The sequence below is a fragment of the Levilactobacillus paucivorans genome (genome assembly GCF_001437125.1).
GTDB lineage: Bacteria > Bacillota > Bacilli > Lactobacillales > Lactobacillaceae > Levilactobacillus > Levilactobacillus paucivorans.
On record NZ_JQCA01000071.1, the window covers coordinates 1 to 15,404 of the forward strand.

Annotated in this window: 25 protein-coding genes and 2 tRNA genes; 25 read left to right on the forward strand and 2 right to left on the reverse strand. The window is 41.0% G+C overall.

Translation table 11 applies throughout. From position 1 onward, the window contains the following. Window positions 1–132 precede the first annotated feature (132 nt). Window positions 133–1,749 (forward strand): type I restriction-modification system subunit M, encoded by a 1,617-nt coding sequence (locus IV54_RS06550; protein ID WP_057878586.1) that lies wholly within the window; start codon window positions 133–135, stop codon window positions 1,747–1,749. After that, complete coding sequence (locus IV54_RS06555; protein WP_057878587.1) at window positions 1,746–2,924, forward strand: restriction endonuclease subunit S; 1,179 nt, start codon at window positions 1,746–1,748, stop codon at window positions 2,922–2,924. Before IV54_RS06550 ends, IV54_RS06555 begins: the two co-directional genes overlap by 4 nt. A gap of 802 nt (window positions 2,925–3,726) precedes the next feature. On the opposite strand, the gene IV54_RS06565 is transcribed toward IV54_RS06555, so the two are convergent. After that, window positions 3,727–3,975 carry a hypothetical protein gene (locus tag IV54_RS06565; protein WP_057878589.1) on the reverse strand — a complete coding sequence of 83 codons (249 nt, stop codon included), beginning with the start codon at window positions 3,973–3,975 and terminating at the stop codon, window positions 3,727–3,729. 20 nt (window positions 3,976–3,995) lie between these two features. After that, window positions 3,996–4,712, reverse strand: coding sequence for an XRE family transcriptional regulator (locus IV54_RS06570; protein ID WP_057878590.1), 717 nt, complete (start codon window positions 4,710–4,712; stop codon window positions 3,996–3,998). A gap of 150 nt (window positions 4,713–4,862) precedes the next feature. On the opposite strand from IV54_RS06570, the gene IV54_RS11525 reads away from it, so the two are divergent. The 23 genes from IV54_RS11525 to IV54_RS06675 all read left to right on the forward strand — a co-directional run. Further along, complete coding sequence (locus tag IV54_RS11525) at window positions 4,863–5,171, forward strand: helix-turn-helix transcriptional regulator (protein ID WP_157054374.1); 309 nt, start codon at window positions 4,863–4,865, stop codon at window positions 5,169–5,171. Next, on the forward strand, window positions 5,125–5,883 hold the full coding sequence (locus IV54_RS06575) for a Rha family transcriptional regulator (protein WP_057878591.1): 759 nt from the start codon (window positions 5,125–5,127) through the stop codon (window positions 5,881–5,883). The genes IV54_RS11525 and IV54_RS06575 overlap by 47 nt, the downstream gene beginning before the upstream one ends. Before the next feature lie 12 nt (window positions 5,884–5,895). Continuing rightward, entirely contained in the window at window positions 5,896–6,093 is a 198-nt protein-coding gene (locus IV54_RS06580; RefSeq protein WP_057878592.1) for a hypothetical protein, read from the forward strand. 15 nt (window positions 6,094–6,108) lie between these two features. Beyond that, entirely contained in the window at window positions 6,109–6,273 is a 165-nt protein-coding gene (locus tag IV54_RS11730; protein ID WP_157054375.1) for a hypothetical protein, read from the forward strand. Beyond that, window positions 6,263–6,466: a hypothetical protein gene (locus IV54_RS06585; RefSeq protein WP_057878593.1), complete on the forward strand. Its 204-nt coding sequence runs from the start codon at window positions 6,263–6,265 to the stop codon at window positions 6,464–6,466. Before IV54_RS11730 ends, IV54_RS06585 begins: the two co-directional genes overlap by 11 nt. 109 nt (window positions 6,467–6,575) lie before the next feature. Continuing rightward, window positions 6,576–6,890, forward strand: a complete 315-nt coding sequence (locus IV54_RS06590) for a hypothetical protein (RefSeq protein ID WP_057878594.1) — start codon at window positions 6,576–6,578, stop codon at window positions 6,888–6,890. Further along, a complete protein-coding gene (locus IV54_RS06595; RefSeq protein ID WP_057878595.1) occupies window positions 6,890–7,432 on the forward strand; it encodes a host-nuclease inhibitor Gam family protein in 543 nt (180 codons plus the stop codon). The genes IV54_RS06590 and IV54_RS06595 overlap by 1 nt, the downstream gene beginning before the upstream one ends. A 2-nt stretch (window positions 7,433–7,434) precedes the next feature. Further along, window positions 7,435–8,178, forward strand: a complete 744-nt coding sequence (locus tag IV54_RS06600) for an ERF family protein (protein WP_083488543.1) — start codon at window positions 7,435–7,437, stop codon at window positions 8,176–8,178. Further along, entirely contained in the window at window positions 8,171–8,602 is a 432-nt protein-coding gene (gene ssb, locus IV54_RS06605; protein WP_057878596.1) for a single-stranded DNA-binding protein, read from the forward strand. The genes IV54_RS06600 and ssb overlap by 8 nt, the downstream gene beginning before the upstream one ends. 14 nt (window positions 8,603–8,616) lie before the next feature. Continuing rightward, window positions 8,617–9,342, forward strand: a complete 726-nt coding sequence (locus IV54_RS06610) for a putative HNHc nuclease (protein ID WP_057878597.1) — start codon at window positions 8,617–8,619, stop codon at window positions 9,340–9,342. Further along, a complete protein-coding gene (locus IV54_RS06615) occupies window positions 9,305–10,165 on the forward strand; it encodes an NUMOD4 domain-containing protein (protein WP_057878598.1) in 861 nt (286 codons plus the stop codon). Before IV54_RS06610 ends, IV54_RS06615 begins: the two co-directional genes overlap by 38 nt. Continuing rightward, window positions 10,146–10,892 (forward strand): replication protein, encoded by a 747-nt coding sequence (locus tag IV54_RS06620; RefSeq protein ID WP_237756686.1) that lies wholly within the window; start codon window positions 10,146–10,148, stop codon window positions 10,890–10,892. Before IV54_RS06615 ends, IV54_RS06620 begins: the two co-directional genes overlap by 20 nt. 1 nt (window position 10,893) lies before the next feature. Then, a complete protein-coding gene (locus IV54_RS06625; protein WP_057878600.1) occupies window positions 10,894–11,664 on the forward strand; it encodes an ATP-binding protein in 771 nt (256 codons plus the stop codon). Window positions 11,665–11,833: 169 nt separating this feature from the next. After that, window positions 11,834–12,235: a DUF4105 domain-containing protein gene (locus IV54_RS06630; RefSeq protein WP_057878601.1), complete on the forward strand. Its 402-nt coding sequence runs from the start codon at window positions 11,834–11,836 to the stop codon at window positions 12,233–12,235. Next, window positions 12,235–12,480, forward strand: coding sequence for a hypothetical protein (locus IV54_RS06635; protein WP_057878602.1), 246 nt, complete (start codon window positions 12,235–12,237; stop codon window positions 12,478–12,480). The genes IV54_RS06630 and IV54_RS06635 overlap by 1 nt, the downstream gene beginning before the upstream one ends. Before the next feature lie 47 nt (window positions 12,481–12,527). Continuing rightward, a complete protein-coding gene (locus tag IV54_RS06640) occupies window positions 12,528–12,974 on the forward strand; it encodes a DNA N-6-adenine-methyltransferase (RefSeq protein WP_057878603.1) in 447 nt (148 codons plus the stop codon). A gap of 493 nt (window positions 12,975–13,467) precedes the next feature. After that, window positions 13,468–13,662 (forward strand): hypothetical protein, encoded by a 195-nt coding sequence (locus IV54_RS06655; protein ID WP_057878606.1) that lies wholly within the window; start codon window positions 13,468–13,470, stop codon window positions 13,660–13,662. Window positions 13,663–13,670: 8 nt separating this feature from the next. Further along, window positions 13,671–13,886 carry a hypothetical protein gene (locus IV54_RS06660; protein WP_057878607.1) on the forward strand — a complete coding sequence of 72 codons (216 nt, stop codon included), beginning with the start codon at window positions 13,671–13,673 and terminating at the stop codon, window positions 13,884–13,886. Window positions 13,887–13,898: 12 nt separating this feature from the next. Then, on the forward strand, window positions 13,899–14,324 hold the full coding sequence (locus tag IV54_RS06665) for a transcriptional regulator (RefSeq protein WP_057878608.1): 426 nt from the start codon (window positions 13,899–13,901) through the stop codon (window positions 14,322–14,324). Between the two features lie 73 nt (window positions 14,325–14,397). Beyond that, window positions 14,398–14,455 (forward strand) — tRNA-Ser (locus IV54_RS11735). Between the two features lie 8 nt (window positions 14,456–14,463). Continuing rightward, a tRNA-Ile gene (locus IV54_RS06670) sits at window positions 14,464–14,537 on the forward strand. A 286-nt stretch (window positions 14,538–14,823) separates the two neighbouring features. After that, the gene (locus IV54_RS11740; RefSeq protein WP_157054376.1) at window positions 14,824–14,991 is read left to right on the forward strand and encodes a hypothetical protein; all 168 of its coding nucleotides are present in this window, start codon (window positions 14,824–14,826) and stop codon (window positions 14,989–14,991) included. Next, on the forward strand, window positions 14,975–15,404 hold a 430-nt coding region (locus tag IV54_RS06675), incomplete at its 3' end, for a DNA adenine methylase (protein WP_191980410.1). The genes IV54_RS11740 and IV54_RS06675, both read left to right, overlap by 17 nt.

Sequence of the window (15,404 nt, forward strand, 5' to 3'; positions counted from 1 at the left end):
TCCAGGGAACAATTCTGCGCTCAAAACGTCACTCCCTCTAAACTGAATGGAAAACCGTAACCCGTCAAGACAAATATAAAGAAAATTACTGAATTTAAGCGAATGGTCTAGGAAAATAAGTGAGGTTAAATAATGTCAGAAAAAACAACTCAAGCTAGTCAACTTGAAAGCGCCCTATGGAATGCGGCCGATGTCTTACGCGGGAAAATGGACGCTTCTGAATATAAAAATTATTTATTGGGGTTAATTTTTTATCGGTTTCTATCTGAGAAAACCTTAACGACCTTTAGTGATTGGGCAGGCGAAACCGAAAATGTCACCCGGAAATATGCTCAGTATATGGATCCTCAGTTTGAATTAGAAGGCGTCTCGGTGCAGCCCAGTTTAGTGGAGTATTTGCAAAACACGCTCGGCTATTTAATTCAACCACAAGCGTTGTACACCACCCTGATTGGCAAGATTCAAGCCCATACTTTTGCATTAGACGATTTATCTCAAGCACTTCATGATCTGGAACAGTCGACGCAAAATCTGTCTTCAGCGCAAGACTTTTCGGGCTTGTTTGCCGATGTGGATTTAAGTAGTAATAAATTAGGCAGTTCTTTACAACAACGGAACCAAACTATTAGTGATACTATGTTAGCTTTAAATGCGATTGATCTTGTCCATCATCAAGGCGACGTCCTAGGTGACGCATATGAATACTTAATCGCGCAATTTGCCAGTGATTCTGGTAAGAAGGCAGGGGAATTTTATACCCCGCGGCAGGTGTCCGACATTATTGCCCAGATTGTGACTTATCAGCGCAATGCAGGTGACAACCAATTGCGGACTGTCTATGATCCAGCAGTTGGTTCTGGTTCGCTGCTGTTGAATGTGGGACAACATGTGCAAGATCCCAGTTTAGTGAGTTATCATGGTCAGGAATTAAACACGACGACCTTTAACCTAGCCCGAATGAATTTAATGTTGCATGGGGTGTCTTATGATGATATGCACTTACGCAATGGTGATACGTTAAGTAAAGATTGGCCGGTTGACGAACCTTACTTATTTGATGCGGTCGTCATGAACCCGCCTTACTCGGCACACTGGGATAATAGTGACAAACGTTTGTCTGATCCCCGCTTCCGCGACTATGGCGTCTTACCGCCTAAATCTAAAGCCGATTTTGCCTTTCTGCTACACGGCTTTTATCATCTGCAGGAGCATGGAACTATGGGCATCGTCTTACCCCATGGCGTGCTATTTCGGGGGGCTAAGGAAGGCAAAATTCGCCAAAAACTCCTGCTGGATAACCGGATTGATGCCATTATTGGACTACCCGCCAATATTTTTCATTCCACCAGTATTCCAACGTTGATCATGATTTTAAAGAAACACAAAACCACTGACGACGTCTTGTTTATTGATGCGTCCCGGGAATTTGAAAAGGACAAGAATCAAAATAAGCTAACGGCAGCCAATATTCAAAAAATTGTGACGACTTATCAAAACCGGCAAGATGTCGATAAATATGCTCATGTGGCCTCACCGGCAGAAATCAAGGAGAATGACTACAACTTAAATATTCCGCGCTACGTTGATACGTTTGAACCGGAACCCGAGATTGATCTGAACCAAGTCAAAGCTGATCTAAAGCAACTGGATGAGGAAATCAGTCAGAATGAACAAGCCTTTAATGAATTAGCTAGCCAGTTAGTGGCCACCCACGTTAATGACCAGTCAAAACCGGAGGCCCACAAATGAAAGATAACCAAGCTAAATATCCGCAATTAAGATTTAAAGGTTTCACTGATCCTTGGGAACAGCGTAAGTTGGGAGAAGAAGCCCAACTTACCATGGGTCAATCTCCAAATTCTGAAAACTATACAGAAAATCCAGATGACTACATTCTTGTTCAAGGTAATGCTGATATGAAAAACGGTCGTGTTGTTCCAAGAGTTTGGACTACACAAGTTACTAAGAAAGCTGAAAAAAGTGATTTAATTTTAAGTGTTCGTGCACCAGTTGGAGATATTGGGAAGACTGATTATGACGTAGTTCTAGGCCGCGGTGTTGCAGCAATTAAAGGAAATGAATTTATCTTCCAACAACTTGGAAAAATGAAATTAACCGGATATTGGACTCGTTACAGCACAGGTTCAACATTTGAAAGTATCAATTCAAACGATATTAAAGACGCCAAAATTATGGTACCAGTTGAAGAGGAACAACAAAAAATTGGCTCATTTTTCAAACAGTTAGACAACACTATCACCCTTCATCAGCGTAAGTTAGCTAAGCTTAAGGAACTTAAACAGGGCTATTTGCAAAAAATGTTCCCTAAAAATGGGGCCAAAGTTCCTGAATTGCGATTTGCAGGGTTTGCTGACGCTTGGGAACAGCGAAAGTTGGGGGACATATTTTCTGAGCGAAATGAACGAGCCAATTCGGGACAATATAAAATGCTATCCATAACCGTTGATTCAGGCATTGTTCCTGCAGATTCCCTTGATAGGAAAGATAATTCGAGTTCAGATAAATCACACTATAAGAGGGTTTTTGAAGGTGATATAGCATATAATTCTATGAGAATGTGGCAAGGTGCAAGTGGAGTTTCTGAAATGAATGGTATTGTAAGCCCAGCATATACTGTCCTTAAACCATCAAAGCAAACTGATACAAAGTTCATTTCATATCTTTTTAAACTAACCCCAATGCTTCAAAGTTTCCAAAAGAATTCTCAAGGCTTAACTTCAGATACTTGGAACTTAAAATATAAGCAATTTAGCCCGATAAAAGTAAAAAATCCAATTCTAAATGAACAAATGAAGATTGGTAAAGTGCTTGAAATGTTAGATGATTCCATCGCTGCCAATCAACGTAAGCTTGAAAAACTCCAAGAACTAAAAAAAGGGTATCTACAAAAGATGTTTGTATAGGGGCTATAATTAACAAATAACCCCTCGAAAACATTGAATAAAAAGGCCCCTAGTATTAAACTGGGAGTCTTTTTTTGCGAAATATTGAATGCGACTGTTTTAAAAGTGTTTTCCCTGCATATTAACTGGTTCAGAAAGTGTTGGTTTAACCTTCTTGCGTGGCATCTTTTCCTTGTGACGCTTATACAGCAAGTAGAAGCATGTACCGACAATTATCAGTAACGCTGGCCATGACGTAACAATCTTCCAGACGTCAATCAGCAGCATGATGCCTATGATCCACCATATCCACTGTGTGAAGAACTTGTATCCTGCCCATACAACTATGAGTGTAAGTAGTAAAAGCATTGTGAACACTTCCTAATATAATTTAATCACCATCGTATTTGAATGATCCTAGTAAAGAAGTATGTGCGATTTTGTTTCCAGAACTGTCTTGCACTGTAACGTACATTTCAGCTGAAGCTTCATCTTCGGGGAATGGTGCATACGAATTTATTAAATCTTGAGTTGAGTTCCAAGCGGTTCGCGCAACTGATTTCAACTCATTACTCGATAGGCCTAAGGCTTTATCAGAGAGGACGACGATTGTCGAGCCACTTTCTTCATCAAAGTATGCCTTGACTATAGCGTATTTCGTTTTTTGCGGAATTGATGATAATGCCTGTTTATATTCGGAAAAATTCTTTTTCCTATTTTTCGTTTGTTCTGCTGATAATTCTTTTTTAGCTTGTTTGGAGGACTCTTTAGACGATTCCTTCTTTTTTGATTCTGCCAGAGAACGTTCAGACTTTTCTCTTTTTTATTTACGCTCTTGAGCAATTTCTTTTTTACCATCCGGAGTTCTGTTATTTACTGGTACAAGCAAGATGGCGCTAATTACCATACTTAGAAAAGAATACAGTGTTATCTTCTTCCAAGAGTGTTCAGGCTCAAATGCTTTATTTTGTTTACGACGCAAGGCGGAGATACCCCATGCAACTAGTGATACCGTAAGTACTATATAAGAAAATGTACATATTATCGTTAAAATATCGGCCAAAAAAGACATGTTTACTACCTCCTAAAAATTTATGAAAATACAACACCTAATACTTTGACGCCAGTCTCTCTATCAACTTTGATATTAGGATATTGCGGGTTGAGTGATACCAGCGTAGCCTCACCATCAACTACTGACAGCTTTTTCAGATAAGCACAGCCGTCCATAACTGCCGCGATGATCTGGCCATCACGGTAATCGTCTTCCTTTTTAACAAATACAACTTGCTTATCCTGGTAGACAGGCTCCATTGAGTGGCCGTTTATCTTGAAGGCATAGTCATAATCGCTAGGAACAGGCTTGTGCACGGTTACAGTGAATGGCTTAGTAGAATCATCAAGGAACTCACCAACACCAGCAGAGAGGACACCGCTGGCCGTAATTTCGAGGGTGTCATCGTCTTTGGGGAACTTGATGACGTTAGAATTAACATTTAGTTTCAATCGACTCTTGGCAAAATAAAATACTTCTTGCTGCTTGCTATAAGGCAATCCTTGCATTAATTGAGCAGTTTGCTGAATTAGATTATTTTCAAACCTATCTCCGTCAGTTATCTGGCCAATGCTGACGCCAAATAAATCTGACATTTTTTGAAGCGCTCCCATGCGGGGCGTTTTTAGGTTTGTTTCCCAATTTGAAACTGATTGTTTAGATACTCCTAATTTATCAGCTAGTTGAGATTGAGACCAGCCCATTTTAGACCGAAGAACTTTTATTTGACTTGAAATTTCGTTTTCTGGTTTCATAGTTAATCACTTCCTATCTATAACGGTGACTAAAGTATAACATAATGTTATATAAAATCAACTTTTAGTTTTAAAAAGTTATACAAAGTTATTGACTATAACTTAAAGTTGACCTATACTTGTACTTGTAATCAAGAAAGGAGAAATGACATGCAAGCTACTAAATTTAGAATATCTTTAAAAGCAGCAAGAATTAACGCCGGTCTTAGTCAGAAGCAAGTAGCTGAATGGTTTGGACACTATTTTGGAAAAAAGGTATCACGACAATGGGTATCATATTTAGAAGCTAATCCTAACGATATTGCACCTGGATACGGTAAAGCATTTGCGGAGTTGTATCAAGTGCCTATTGATATGATTAATTTTGCCCCTGAGTCAACTTTAAGTTATACATCTGAAAGGAATGATCCACATGAACGAATTAGTAATCATGAAAGACAAGCAAGCAGTCACCAGTAGCTTGCAGGTAGCAGAAACGTTTGGTAAGCAGCATAAGGATGTTTTAGAAGCAATCAATACCAACATTAGTACAGCGGAAAATTCCGCTCTACTAGAAAACATGTTTGCAGAAGGCCAATATACGGCTTCGAATGGCAAGTCGAATCCAATGTACTACATGAATCGTGATGGATTTGCATTTATTGTAATGGGCTTTACGGGACACAAAGCTGACGGCTTCAAGCTCCAATACATTAAGGCGTTCAATGAGATGGAAGATCAAATTAAGTATCGTACCTCAGCACTGTCTCCCGAGCTCCAATTCATGCAGGGTGTTGTAGACAAGTTAGCAGCTAATGAACGTAATCAACACCGCCTCGAAAACAAAATTGATGGCGTTAGTGAGATTGTTGCCACGTCTACCATGGACTGGCGGAATGAGACCTCGCACCTCATTAGTAAGATTGCACGTCAGCAAGGTAACACCGGTGAATCATACAAAATGACTCGCAACGACATCTACGATGAGGTAGACCGGCGAGGTGGGGTATCACTTAAGACACGGCTAACCAACCTGAGACGGCGAATGGCTGAGGAAGGAACTTCAAAAACTCAGCGCAAGAATACAACAAAGGTTGATGTCATTGCCCATGACAAGAAGCTGATTGAGATTTACACAGCAATCGTCAAAGAATTTGCCATCCGGTATCAAGTTTGGAACGAAGAATACTAAGGAGGAATCAATATGGAATTTGATAGTGTTCGGGAAGCGATGGATTTCTTGATTTCGTACAACGAGTCACCACGTGAAAATATGAAGACTGATGGACATGAACCATCTTTTGAAGACCTACAAGAAGTAAATCGAGAAGCTTTGTACAGTGCTTGCGATTTGCTGGGTATGAGTGACTTGTACCTGCATCTTGATGAGCAGACAGCATAAGAAAGGAATGGTTATATGTACGAAGTTTACCTGCTAGTTGGCTTTCTAACATTCTGGCTAACGGTAATCGTGCTGATCGCCTCAGCTGGTTATCAACTACGGAAGTCAGTGGTGCGTGCCGGCGGTTGGGCACCATTTTGGAAAGACTTCTTTGGAATGGAGGATCAACATGAAAGTTAATGTTGGTGACAAGGTCAGTTACGAAGATACGTATGCCGCAGGTATCAAGATGGTGTCTGCTGGTGTTGGCAAAGTAGTAGAACTCAAGCCGGACGTTTGCGGAAAGTCGAATAAGCTAATTGCTGTCATTAAGCAACATGGCCATGAGCCATTTGAAATGTTCACTAACGGATTGGAGGTCGTCGATCGATGAAACTATGGCATAAAAAAAGAGTCCTGAACTGTCCGTCAGAACTCGAAAATGAATTGCACTTATCCTATTTATATAACATTAATTCTACTCCAGACGGGTGGTGGTTGCAATGGCATTAAACGGCGTGACAACTTCTTATACTCGATTGTACCGGCATCAGGACGATACCAGTACGGCTGTTCCCAAGGTGCTAGATACCAACGGCGAGCCATTACTGGTCAGTAGCCGCTATTGGGTCGTTGATGATGAAGATCAGCCGGTCTATATCTACAATGATCTGATCGACATTGATAACTACCTTGAAAACTTTAAGGATGGCGGTCACGACAGCTATCAGAGTACTGTATTGGCACTCTATGGATATTGCCCAGAGGTGCGGTTGGTCACTTATCTTGGACACAACAAGTTTGAGGAGGAGAAATAATGGATGCACTAGAAAAATATGATTTAGAAAATGACGAAGAAGTAAGCAAACCCAATTTTGAGATCGCGGATCTGAGTTCTGCTACGTGGGCGATGCGTAAATATCGCGCACTAGCTGCTAAAGATGATGAACTAAAGAAAGTTGCATTGGAACAAAAGGAATCAATTGATGCTTGGCTCGAATCTAAGTTGCAAGCTAATCAATATAGCCGTGCTTTTTTTGAGGGGCTGTTTGCTGATTATTTAACTAAGTTACGGAAAGATGATCCAAAGGCACGAATCGAGACGCCATTTGGCACAGTTTCGACACGTAAGACACCAACCGGAGTCAATTGGTCGGATGAGACAGTAGTTCAGTCACTGGAAAAACAAGGTTTGAATGATCTAATCAATATCAAAAAAACTCCTGATAAAAAACAAATTAAGAAGCAATTTTATTTTGTTAAGGGCCGTTATGTTAATGATGAAGGACAAATCATCGATGGCGCTTCTGAAAAAGAATCAGTAGAGAATTTGATCGTTAAACCCACAAAGGAGATTTAAACATGAACATCAGCGAACCTACAGAAAATTCAAATGTTTTAGAATCCAGCTCTAAAATTGAAGTTGATTATCAGTTAAAGATAAAGTTGCAGTCGGCTTTTAATAAAGGACTTTCCCATTTTCGCCAGCAAGTTAAGGCGCCCAAAAAGAATGGACATGTTGGCTATAAAACTAAGAGCGGTGGAAAAAACTACGACTATGTATTGCTGGAAGATCTAATTAAAGCAATTGATGAGGGATTAAAAGATACTGGATTGGCTTGGTACCAGGACTGTGAGACAGCTAATGGCGTTGTTCGTGTCCGTACGATTGTCACACATGAAAATGGTTATAGTAAGTCTTCTTCCTGGATGGAATTTAAAACCAGTGGTAACCCACAAGACGTAGGAAGCGCCATGACCTATGCTAAACGTTATTCTTTGGGGACAACATTTGGCGTCAGCTCAGAGGCTGATGACGATGGTCAGCAAGCTAATGATACCACGCCTAATCGGAACAATTCACAACGAAAAAATACAAGTAAACCTGAAGCCTCGACCAAGCAACAACAAACTACTCTTGAGGGCTTATTCAAAGCAATGAGTAAGGCGGCTAACGCACCAATTGAGGCTGTTCGAAATGGTTATTTGGAAAAGGCGGGCGTCAGTCAATCTAATCAACTGTCCCACAGCAAAGCTGAAAGCCTAATTATGCTTGTGATTAGTCAATTAAATAAGCAAACAGAAAAGGGGAATTCTAATGATTAATCGAGTAGTTTTGACCGGACGACTAACCCGCGATGTGGATTTACGGTATACGCAAGGCGGTGATGCTGTAGCTACTTTCAATCTGGCCGTTGACCGGCGGTTCACCAATAAACAAGGTGAGCGCGAAGCTGATTTTGTTATTTGCGTTATTTGGCGCAAGTCGGCAGAAAACTTTGCTAACTTCTTCCACAAAGGATCTCTGGTAGGCATTGAAGGCCGTATTCAAACACGCAACTATGAAAATAAGCAAGGCCAACGTGTATACGTCACAGAAGTTATTGTTGAGAACTTCTCGTTCTTGGAATCAAAAAACTCTACTGGTAACGGTAGTTATCAAAACAATCGGCCGCAGAACAATACGAGTGATCCGTTTGCTAATGACGGCAAGCCCATTGATATTCAAGATAGTGATATTCCGTTCTGATTTGAGGTGATTAAATGCAACGGTCACGATCAAAATACTTTGAACGGAATGGCAAGTCATACTTGTTAGTTGAGCTTGATCATCAGCCTAATTTAGACCATATCGAGACCGTTAGCGGTTCACGTGAACAACTTTACCTAGATTGGGAACTAGCCGACACACGCAAAGCTAGACCGCAACAACGGCGTCTATTCTTTGCCCTGTTGAGTGACATTTATACCTGGTCAGGCATGCCTACAGACTTTTTAAAAGAGTTGTTCTACCTGCAATATGAGGAATACACGTTTGGCAAGCAGATTAGCCTGTCAGACACGACAGAATCGTCCGTAAGCGACGCTAACGTGTTACTCGACCTAGTTATCGACTTCATGTTTACGTGGCGTGTACCGTTCAAACAAGGCTATGAATTGCTACCGAGAGAGCAAGAGTATTACCAATATCAGTGTTGCCGTCACCGGGTATGTGCCATTTGTGGACGTGAGCACGCTGACATTCATCATTGGGACGCGGTGGGGACGGAAACCCGCAAGTTGGCTGATCATCGGCAACATCGGTTTATGGCTTTGTGCAGAACTTGTCACAATGAATTTCATCAAATAGGTCCTGTTAAATTTACTCAAAAATATCATGTGCAGCCTATCAAGTTAAACGAAGAAACGCTTATTGATCTTGGTGTAATGAACCGAAAGAGGATGAATAAAATTGACCAAAGAAATTTGGAAACCGGTAAAAAATTATGAGGGATTATATGAAGTGTCAAATTGCTGGCGTTTAAAAAGTTTACCTAAACAATATGTTGATCGTTGGAATCATGTTGTTGTTACAAAAGAGCGAATGTTGTCTCCCTCGTATAGGCCTGAACATGGTGGGAAATACGTTTGCGGTTTAACTAAAAACGAGAAAACAAAGCAACACTACATGCATATTTTAGTTGCCGATGCATTTAACCGTGAAATTCCTTTCAAAAACTTGAATAAGGAAGTTTGGAAATCTATCTCCAAAACACCTTATCAAATTTCAAATATGGGACGAGTTAGGGTAAAAAGGAAAACGTATAACTCCACAAAAGCAACTTTTACCAATTTTAAGATTATCAGGCCTTCAAATAACGGGAATTATCTTTTTGTAAAAGTAAATGACGGTAGACGAATTGGGTATGTTCACAGGTTAGTGGCAAAAGCATTTGTTTCCAACCCTCATAATTATCGTGTCGTTAACCACCTAGACGGAAACAAATTAAACAACAAAGCTAATAATTTAGAATGGACAACTTTTGAAGGAAACTCATTGCATGCGTTTAAGGCTGGACTATCACCCGCTGGAATTAACTCAGTAAAGTCATCCTTTAATTTAGATGATTTAAAAGAGATTTATTATCTTTCCACCATCGGGTTAAATTATGCAGATATTTCAAGCATTACTGGTTTTAACAAAAGGAACATTTACAACTTTCTTGTTGGGAAAACGTATAAAAAGGAAAATGGATTAATCAAAGAAACGTTGAGAAAAATTGGAGTTAGAGGAAATTACCGAGGTGAAACAAATGGGAAATCTATTAATTAGTGAGCCACCGTTACAGGTTTTACCGTCATTAGCAGTAAAAGTCGGATTGAACAAGGCAATCGTTCTTCAGCAATTTCATTACTGGTTGCAGCGCTCAAACAATATACGGGACGGCTATAAGTGGATTTACAACAGCTTCCCTAATTGGAATAAGCAATTTCCCTTTTGGGGATTAAATACGCTTAAGCGTGCAGTAAATGGGTTGGAGAAAGATGGCTACCTTATTACGGCAAATTATAATAAGGCCGGTTTCGATAGAACCAAATGGTATCGCATTGATTACAGTAAATTGAACATGAGCCGACCATCGACCCAAAATGGGTCGAAGAATGGCTCAGAATGGGACGATGTAACGGCCCAAAATGGGTCTACCAATACCAATAGACTACCAGAGACTACTACAGAGACTACAAAAGAGAATAGTGCAGCTGTCGCTGCACCTTCCTCAATTGAGTCTGACTTTGAGGAAGTCTGGTCAGCTTATCCCAACAAAAAGGGAAAAAAGCAAGCGTTTAACCATTACAAAGCTTGGCGTAAAAAGTCAGCAAAGCATTCCAACGATTATCTTTTCAGTCAGTTAAAACTGTACAAACAATATATTGCTCAAAATAAAAAGTGGTATCACCCTATGGATGGATCTAAATGGTTCAATGGCCGGTTTGATGATGAGTATCAAGAATCGACTGAACCAAAACATGAGGGCCGCGAGTATTGGACGGGAGGTTAGCATGGAGCACGTTACTTTTGACCAGGAATATATTCAGCGGCTAGCCAATGCCCACCATGTTGACCTGAACCACTTGCCAACTAAAGAAGAATTAGATCGTAAGACGGCTGAACAAGCAGCTCAACAATTGAAACGGGACAAAATGGCCCAGTACTATAGCTACTCGGTCTGGTCCGGCAACATACCGCTCAAGTTTTCGTTTGGCAACTGGGATATTGCTAAGCAGGACAATCCACACTTAGCTAAGTCATTAGGCAAGAAAGCATTCGTGTTGGCTAAGCAATTAGAAAACCAAAACTTCAATGTGGTTATGATGGGTGATCGTGGTGTTGGTAAAACATCTTTAGCACTAGCGATGTTGGACCACCTGATGAGCCATGGACATAGTGGCATGTTTGTATCAACTGCCGAGTTGCTAAGAATGGTCAATGACAAATATGAGGACACTTCAATTCGTTCCAAACTGATCAACATAACACGTTCGATGATTGAGGTTGATGTATTGGTACTAGATGATTTTGGCACAGAAGGCGGTATGACTGGCAACATTAAACCGGTGCACAAGGATCTGCAAGACATCATGTATCGGGTATCTAACGCTAGAGTTGATTTTAACCACAACACCGCTAAAGGTATCACCATCATTACGACCAACAATACCAAGGGACAGCTAAAAAATATGTATGAAGGCAAGTTTATTGATCGTGTATATCCAGATAACCCGGAACAACAACTTATTTTTGATGGCATGAAAGGGGTGCGTAACGTATGAGCGAATGCCCATTGTGTCATGGCACTGGCGTTGTTTACCACTGTACGGTAAGCACCGTCACAGCTAGCCCATGTCCCAATTGCAATAAAGCTTTAAAAGAACAACGTAAACGTGAATTTGAAGAACTAAGGAACGAAGCAAAACGACTATTGAGGAAGGAGTAAAAGTTATGTCATCAAACAAGGAAATGGCTGAAATTAGAGCTGCTTACGCGAATTATGGCGACGATCCAGATAAGTGGCCGGAAGATGTTAAACAAGAGATACATGGTCAAACTGAGAAAGAACGTACGGCAGAAAGTAATATCATACGCCACCTGATTATCCATGGATACACCAGCCAATATATTGCACAAGAACGGTCAAAGCCACTGCGATATATACAGAAATTACGTAGCATAATGCGAAAACGTGACGAATTGGATTATCAAGCCACACCAGATGAGCTGACACAACTGAAATACAACGTCAAACACATAAATCGGCCTAACAACCAAGGAGTCGCTAGTGTTATGGGGCGTGACAAAGATTGGGTGCGCTGCATGCGAGAGAAGCTACGAGAGGAAAAATGATGAAAATTATTGATAAAGGTTCACATGCACCAGTTACTAAGTGTTCAGTGGGCGATGTAATTCAAGATGATTCTTCTACTTATATGATCGTGCGAACATTGAGCGACAATTATGCTTTAGTTGACCTTGGTGATGGGTATGTAAGTGATGGCTATGGTTCACTAAAAGAACTCTATCATGAAACATATGTAAGTGGTGATCGGAAGGTTAAGGCTACTTTGGTGATTGAGGGAGAAGAAAGTTGAAGTCGCCGACAGCGTTAAATTGCGAGAGAAGCTACGGGAGGGAAACAATGAATAATGCCTTGCTATCATCAGAAAAGAATTATTGGGAAACACCACAGGATTTTTTTAAGAAGCTGAATGAAAAGTACTATTTTAGCTTTGACCTAGCAGCGAGTCCTGAGAATACCAAATGTGAGAACTTTTTCAGCGAGGAAGACAACTCACTTACTAAGTCCTGGCATGAGCTTAAAGGTAACCTGTTCTTAAACCCGCCATACGGTAGAGAATTACGAAAATGGGTCAAGAAAGCGTATGAAGAAAGTATCAAAAAACATGACGGTTACATTGTGCTACTTATCCCAGCAAGAACAGACACCAGCTACTGGCATGATTTCATTTTTGGGAAAGCACAAATCAAGTTTTTACGTGGACGGCTGAAATTTGAACTGAATGGTGAACCAAAAGATGCGGCACCGTTTCCTTCGGCGGTTGTTATCTATGGTGGCAGCCAATGAAGTACGGCGATAAGGTGTATTACCACCGACACCATCACGTTAAGCAACCTGCTACATGGCTATGCTGGATAACTTGTGGTGATAGGCGGATAGCAATGATGAAAGTTAAAGACAGCCACAGGCATATTGAGGTGGCACCGAGTGATGTTGAGATTGGGAGGGCTAGCGATGAAGATTAGAGTGTCGGACGTTTTTAATTCTGAAAATGATCAAGTGGAGGAAGGTTAGATGTCTTTGTATACGGCAATGATAACATTCTTTGAATTCTGCTTATTTGTATTATTAGTCATCTTACATTTTTCATGGAAAAAGGTTATTGGGGAACAAGAAAAATGTAGATACTGTGCTAAAAAGTTTCCTTTGGTTGACTCAAAGGACTTAGAGATTCGCTTAGTTTATGGCAATCAGATGATCGTAAAATCCCAAGGGAAAGACACGGCTGTTCCAATTAGGTACTGCCCGATGTGTGGGCGGAAATTAGTGGAGGCACAGCATGACACACGAACAGATTGAGTATCGCAAATACGTGCTGCAAGGCATGGCAAGCTATGGTGGCGATGTGGCACAGGCGTTAGTGTGGTGTGGCAACCACTTTAACAATCTTAGCAACAGCAAACGCAACGCGATTAACAAGCTGTCGGCGAAAGAACGCAACCAGGTTATCCATGAGCTGACGATGTTTATGTAGGAGGACGTATGGATAAAACACGAGACGAAATGAACGGTAACCAGCGTATGCTGCTTAACTGTCTGGAATCATTGGTGCCAGAAGACGATATATTGATGGGGATAGCTGAGTTTCAATCCAAATTAGGCAATCACAGCGCGCCTAAGGAAGTTTACATTGCTTTGGGTATGATGAGTAACGCGGAGATTACTAACGTGCTACACGAGCTTACACGGCCATTTTAGGAGGCGTGATTGGTGAGACGATCGACGATTAGAACGGTAGAGGATATTTTACGTGATTATCCCAAGATTGATAAGTACATTGAACAGCGCGAACAGGAGTTACGTTATCCGGTAACGCCGATTGATGAGAATGTTGGCGGTGGTCGGGCACAGAACGGGTTCAACGATAGCACAGAACGGTTAATTATCACGCTAGATGAGGATAAGCGGATTAATGCACTGAAGAAGCAACGCCAAGTTATTGATGACTGCTTAGATGAAGTGGGTCCCGATACGCAAGCAATCATTGACGAGCAATATTTTCGGAAATATCCGCGCTATACCTTAACAGGAATGGTCGAAAATAATATGCTGAGCGTCGGTAAGTCACGAGCATATAAACTGAAAAGTTTGTTTATAAAGAAGTGTGCTAAAGGATTAGGATTATACGATTTGTGAAAAGTGGAAAAAACCGAGAAAATTGACCCCTAGTTTGGGTGTAAATTGGTAACATAAGCGAATGATGAAATAGACGTGCATAGCTCAACGGCAGAGCAAAGAAGATACGGGTTCGACTCCCGTCGCACGTGTTTTCTAAGGACCTTTAGCTCAGTTGATTAGAGCAGACGGCTCATAACCGTCCGGTCGTTGGTTTAAGCCCAACAAGGTCCATTGGTCAGCAACCGCGGTATTGCGCAATGCCAAAATGCGAGTTCTATACGCTAAGCTTAAAAGCGTAAGTCGACGGGTGGTTGAAACGTGGCTGAAAATAGAAAAAGTCCACGTCAGGAGGTTCATTACCGCGTGTGGTTCGATTCCACACCAATCACATATACGGTCGTCTCAAACGAGGCGGCCTTTTAGTTTGGAGGAATTGTAATGAGAAACTATCAACGGGACAACTTAATATTCGGTCTGCTGATGGTGCTACTCATTATTGTGTTGGGAGTGTGGCTACATGCGACACACTGAATATGGCTATGTTAGCCCAGCAGAGAACCATTGCTATCGTGACTTAGAGCGTTGGTTGGATGATAAGAATAAACGTGAGCGTCGTGCTGAGAAGCATGGCGTTTTTAATTTACAATCGAAAGGAAAACATAGCCAAGATGAAAGCAAAAGATAAATGGAAGCGTGGACTGCCATATGTTGGCAACAAGGGACAGAAGGTTGAACAAATTATGGAAGCCCTACCCGATGGCAAACGATTGGTTGATGTATTCGGTGGGGGTGGATGCGTTAGTTTGACAGCTGTTTCATCTGGAAAATACAAAGAAGTAATATATAATGACCGAAGTAAAACCGTGGTCGAGCTACTAAGAGCATTAATTAATGATGAACCGCATTTCAACCTGATGGATTACGTAGCATTAACACGAGAACAATTTTTGGATTGGCGAGATAATCAACCTGATTCGATCGAACGAACGTTAGTGTTAATTGCTTATTCATTTAGTAATAATCAGCATACTTATTTGTGGAGGGCAAATTACAAGTTTAATCCGAACAAGCCCGGAATCTTTCAATGGCAGTCTGTTG

Coding starts and splice junctions, on each gene's coding strand:
- IV54_RS06550 (WP_057878586.1), top strand. CDS start 133: ATGTCAGAAAAAACAACTCAAGCTAGTCAACTTGAAAGCGCCCTATGG.
- IV54_RS06555 (WP_057878587.1), top strand. CDS start 1,746: ATGAAAGATAACCAAGCTAAATATCCGCAATTAAGATTTAAAGGTTTC.
- IV54_RS06565 (WP_057878589.1), bottom strand. CDS start 3,975: ATGTCTTTTTTGGCCGATATTTTAACGATAATATGTACATTTTCTTAT.
- IV54_RS06570 (WP_057878590.1), bottom strand. CDS start 4,712: ATGAAACCAGAAAACGAAATTTCAAGTCAAATAAAAGTTCTTCGGTCT.
- IV54_RS11525 (WP_157054374.1), top strand. CDS start 4,863: ATGCAAGCTACTAAATTTAGAATATCTTTAAAAGCAGCAAGAATTAAC.
- IV54_RS06575 (WP_057878591.1), top strand. CDS start 5,125: ATGAACGAATTAGTAATCATGAAAGACAAGCAAGCAGTCACCAGTAGC.
- IV54_RS06580 (WP_057878592.1), top strand. CDS start 5,896: ATGGAATTTGATAGTGTTCGGGAAGCGATGGATTTCTTGATTTCGTAC.
- IV54_RS11730 (WP_157054375.1), top strand. CDS start 6,109: ATGTACGAAGTTTACCTGCTAGTTGGCTTTCTAACATTCTGGCTAACG.
- IV54_RS06585 (WP_057878593.1), top strand. CDS start 6,263: ATGAAAGTTAATGTTGGTGACAAGGTCAGTTACGAAGATACGTATGCC.
- IV54_RS06590 (WP_057878594.1), top strand. CDS start 6,576: ATGGCATTAAACGGCGTGACAACTTCTTATACTCGATTGTACCGGCAT.
- IV54_RS06595 (WP_057878595.1), top strand. CDS start 6,890: ATGGATGCACTAGAAAAATATGATTTAGAAAATGACGAAGAAGTAAGC.
- IV54_RS06600 (WP_083488543.1), top strand. CDS start 7,435: ATGAACATCAGCGAACCTACAGAAAATTCAAATGTTTTAGAATCCAGC.
- ssb (WP_057878596.1), top strand. CDS start 8,171: ATGATTAATCGAGTAGTTTTGACCGGACGACTAACCCGCGATGTGGAT.
- IV54_RS06610 (WP_057878597.1), top strand. CDS start 8,617: ATGCAACGGTCACGATCAAAATACTTTGAACGGAATGGCAAGTCATAC.
- IV54_RS06620 (WP_237756686.1), top strand. CDS start 10,146: ATGGGAAATCTATTAATTAGTGAGCCACCGTTACAGGTTTTACCGTCA.
- IV54_RS06625 (WP_057878600.1), top strand. CDS start 10,894: ATGGAGCACGTTACTTTTGACCAGGAATATATTCAGCGGCTAGCCAAT.
- IV54_RS06630 (WP_057878601.1), top strand. CDS start 11,834: ATGTCATCAAACAAGGAAATGGCTGAAATTAGAGCTGCTTACGCGAAT.
- IV54_RS06635 (WP_057878602.1), top strand. CDS start 12,235: ATGAAAATTATTGATAAAGGTTCACATGCACCAGTTACTAAGTGTTCA.
- IV54_RS06640 (WP_057878603.1), top strand. CDS start 12,528: ATGAATAATGCCTTGCTATCATCAGAAAAGAATTATTGGGAAACACCA.
- IV54_RS06655 (WP_057878606.1), top strand. CDS start 13,468: ATGACACACGAACAGATTGAGTATCGCAAATACGTGCTGCAAGGCATG.
- IV54_RS06660 (WP_057878607.1), top strand. CDS start 13,671: ATGGATAAAACACGAGACGAAATGAACGGTAACCAGCGTATGCTGCTT.
- IV54_RS11740 (WP_157054376.1), top strand. CDS start 14,824: ATGCGACACACTGAATATGGCTATGTTAGCCCAGCAGAGAACCATTGC.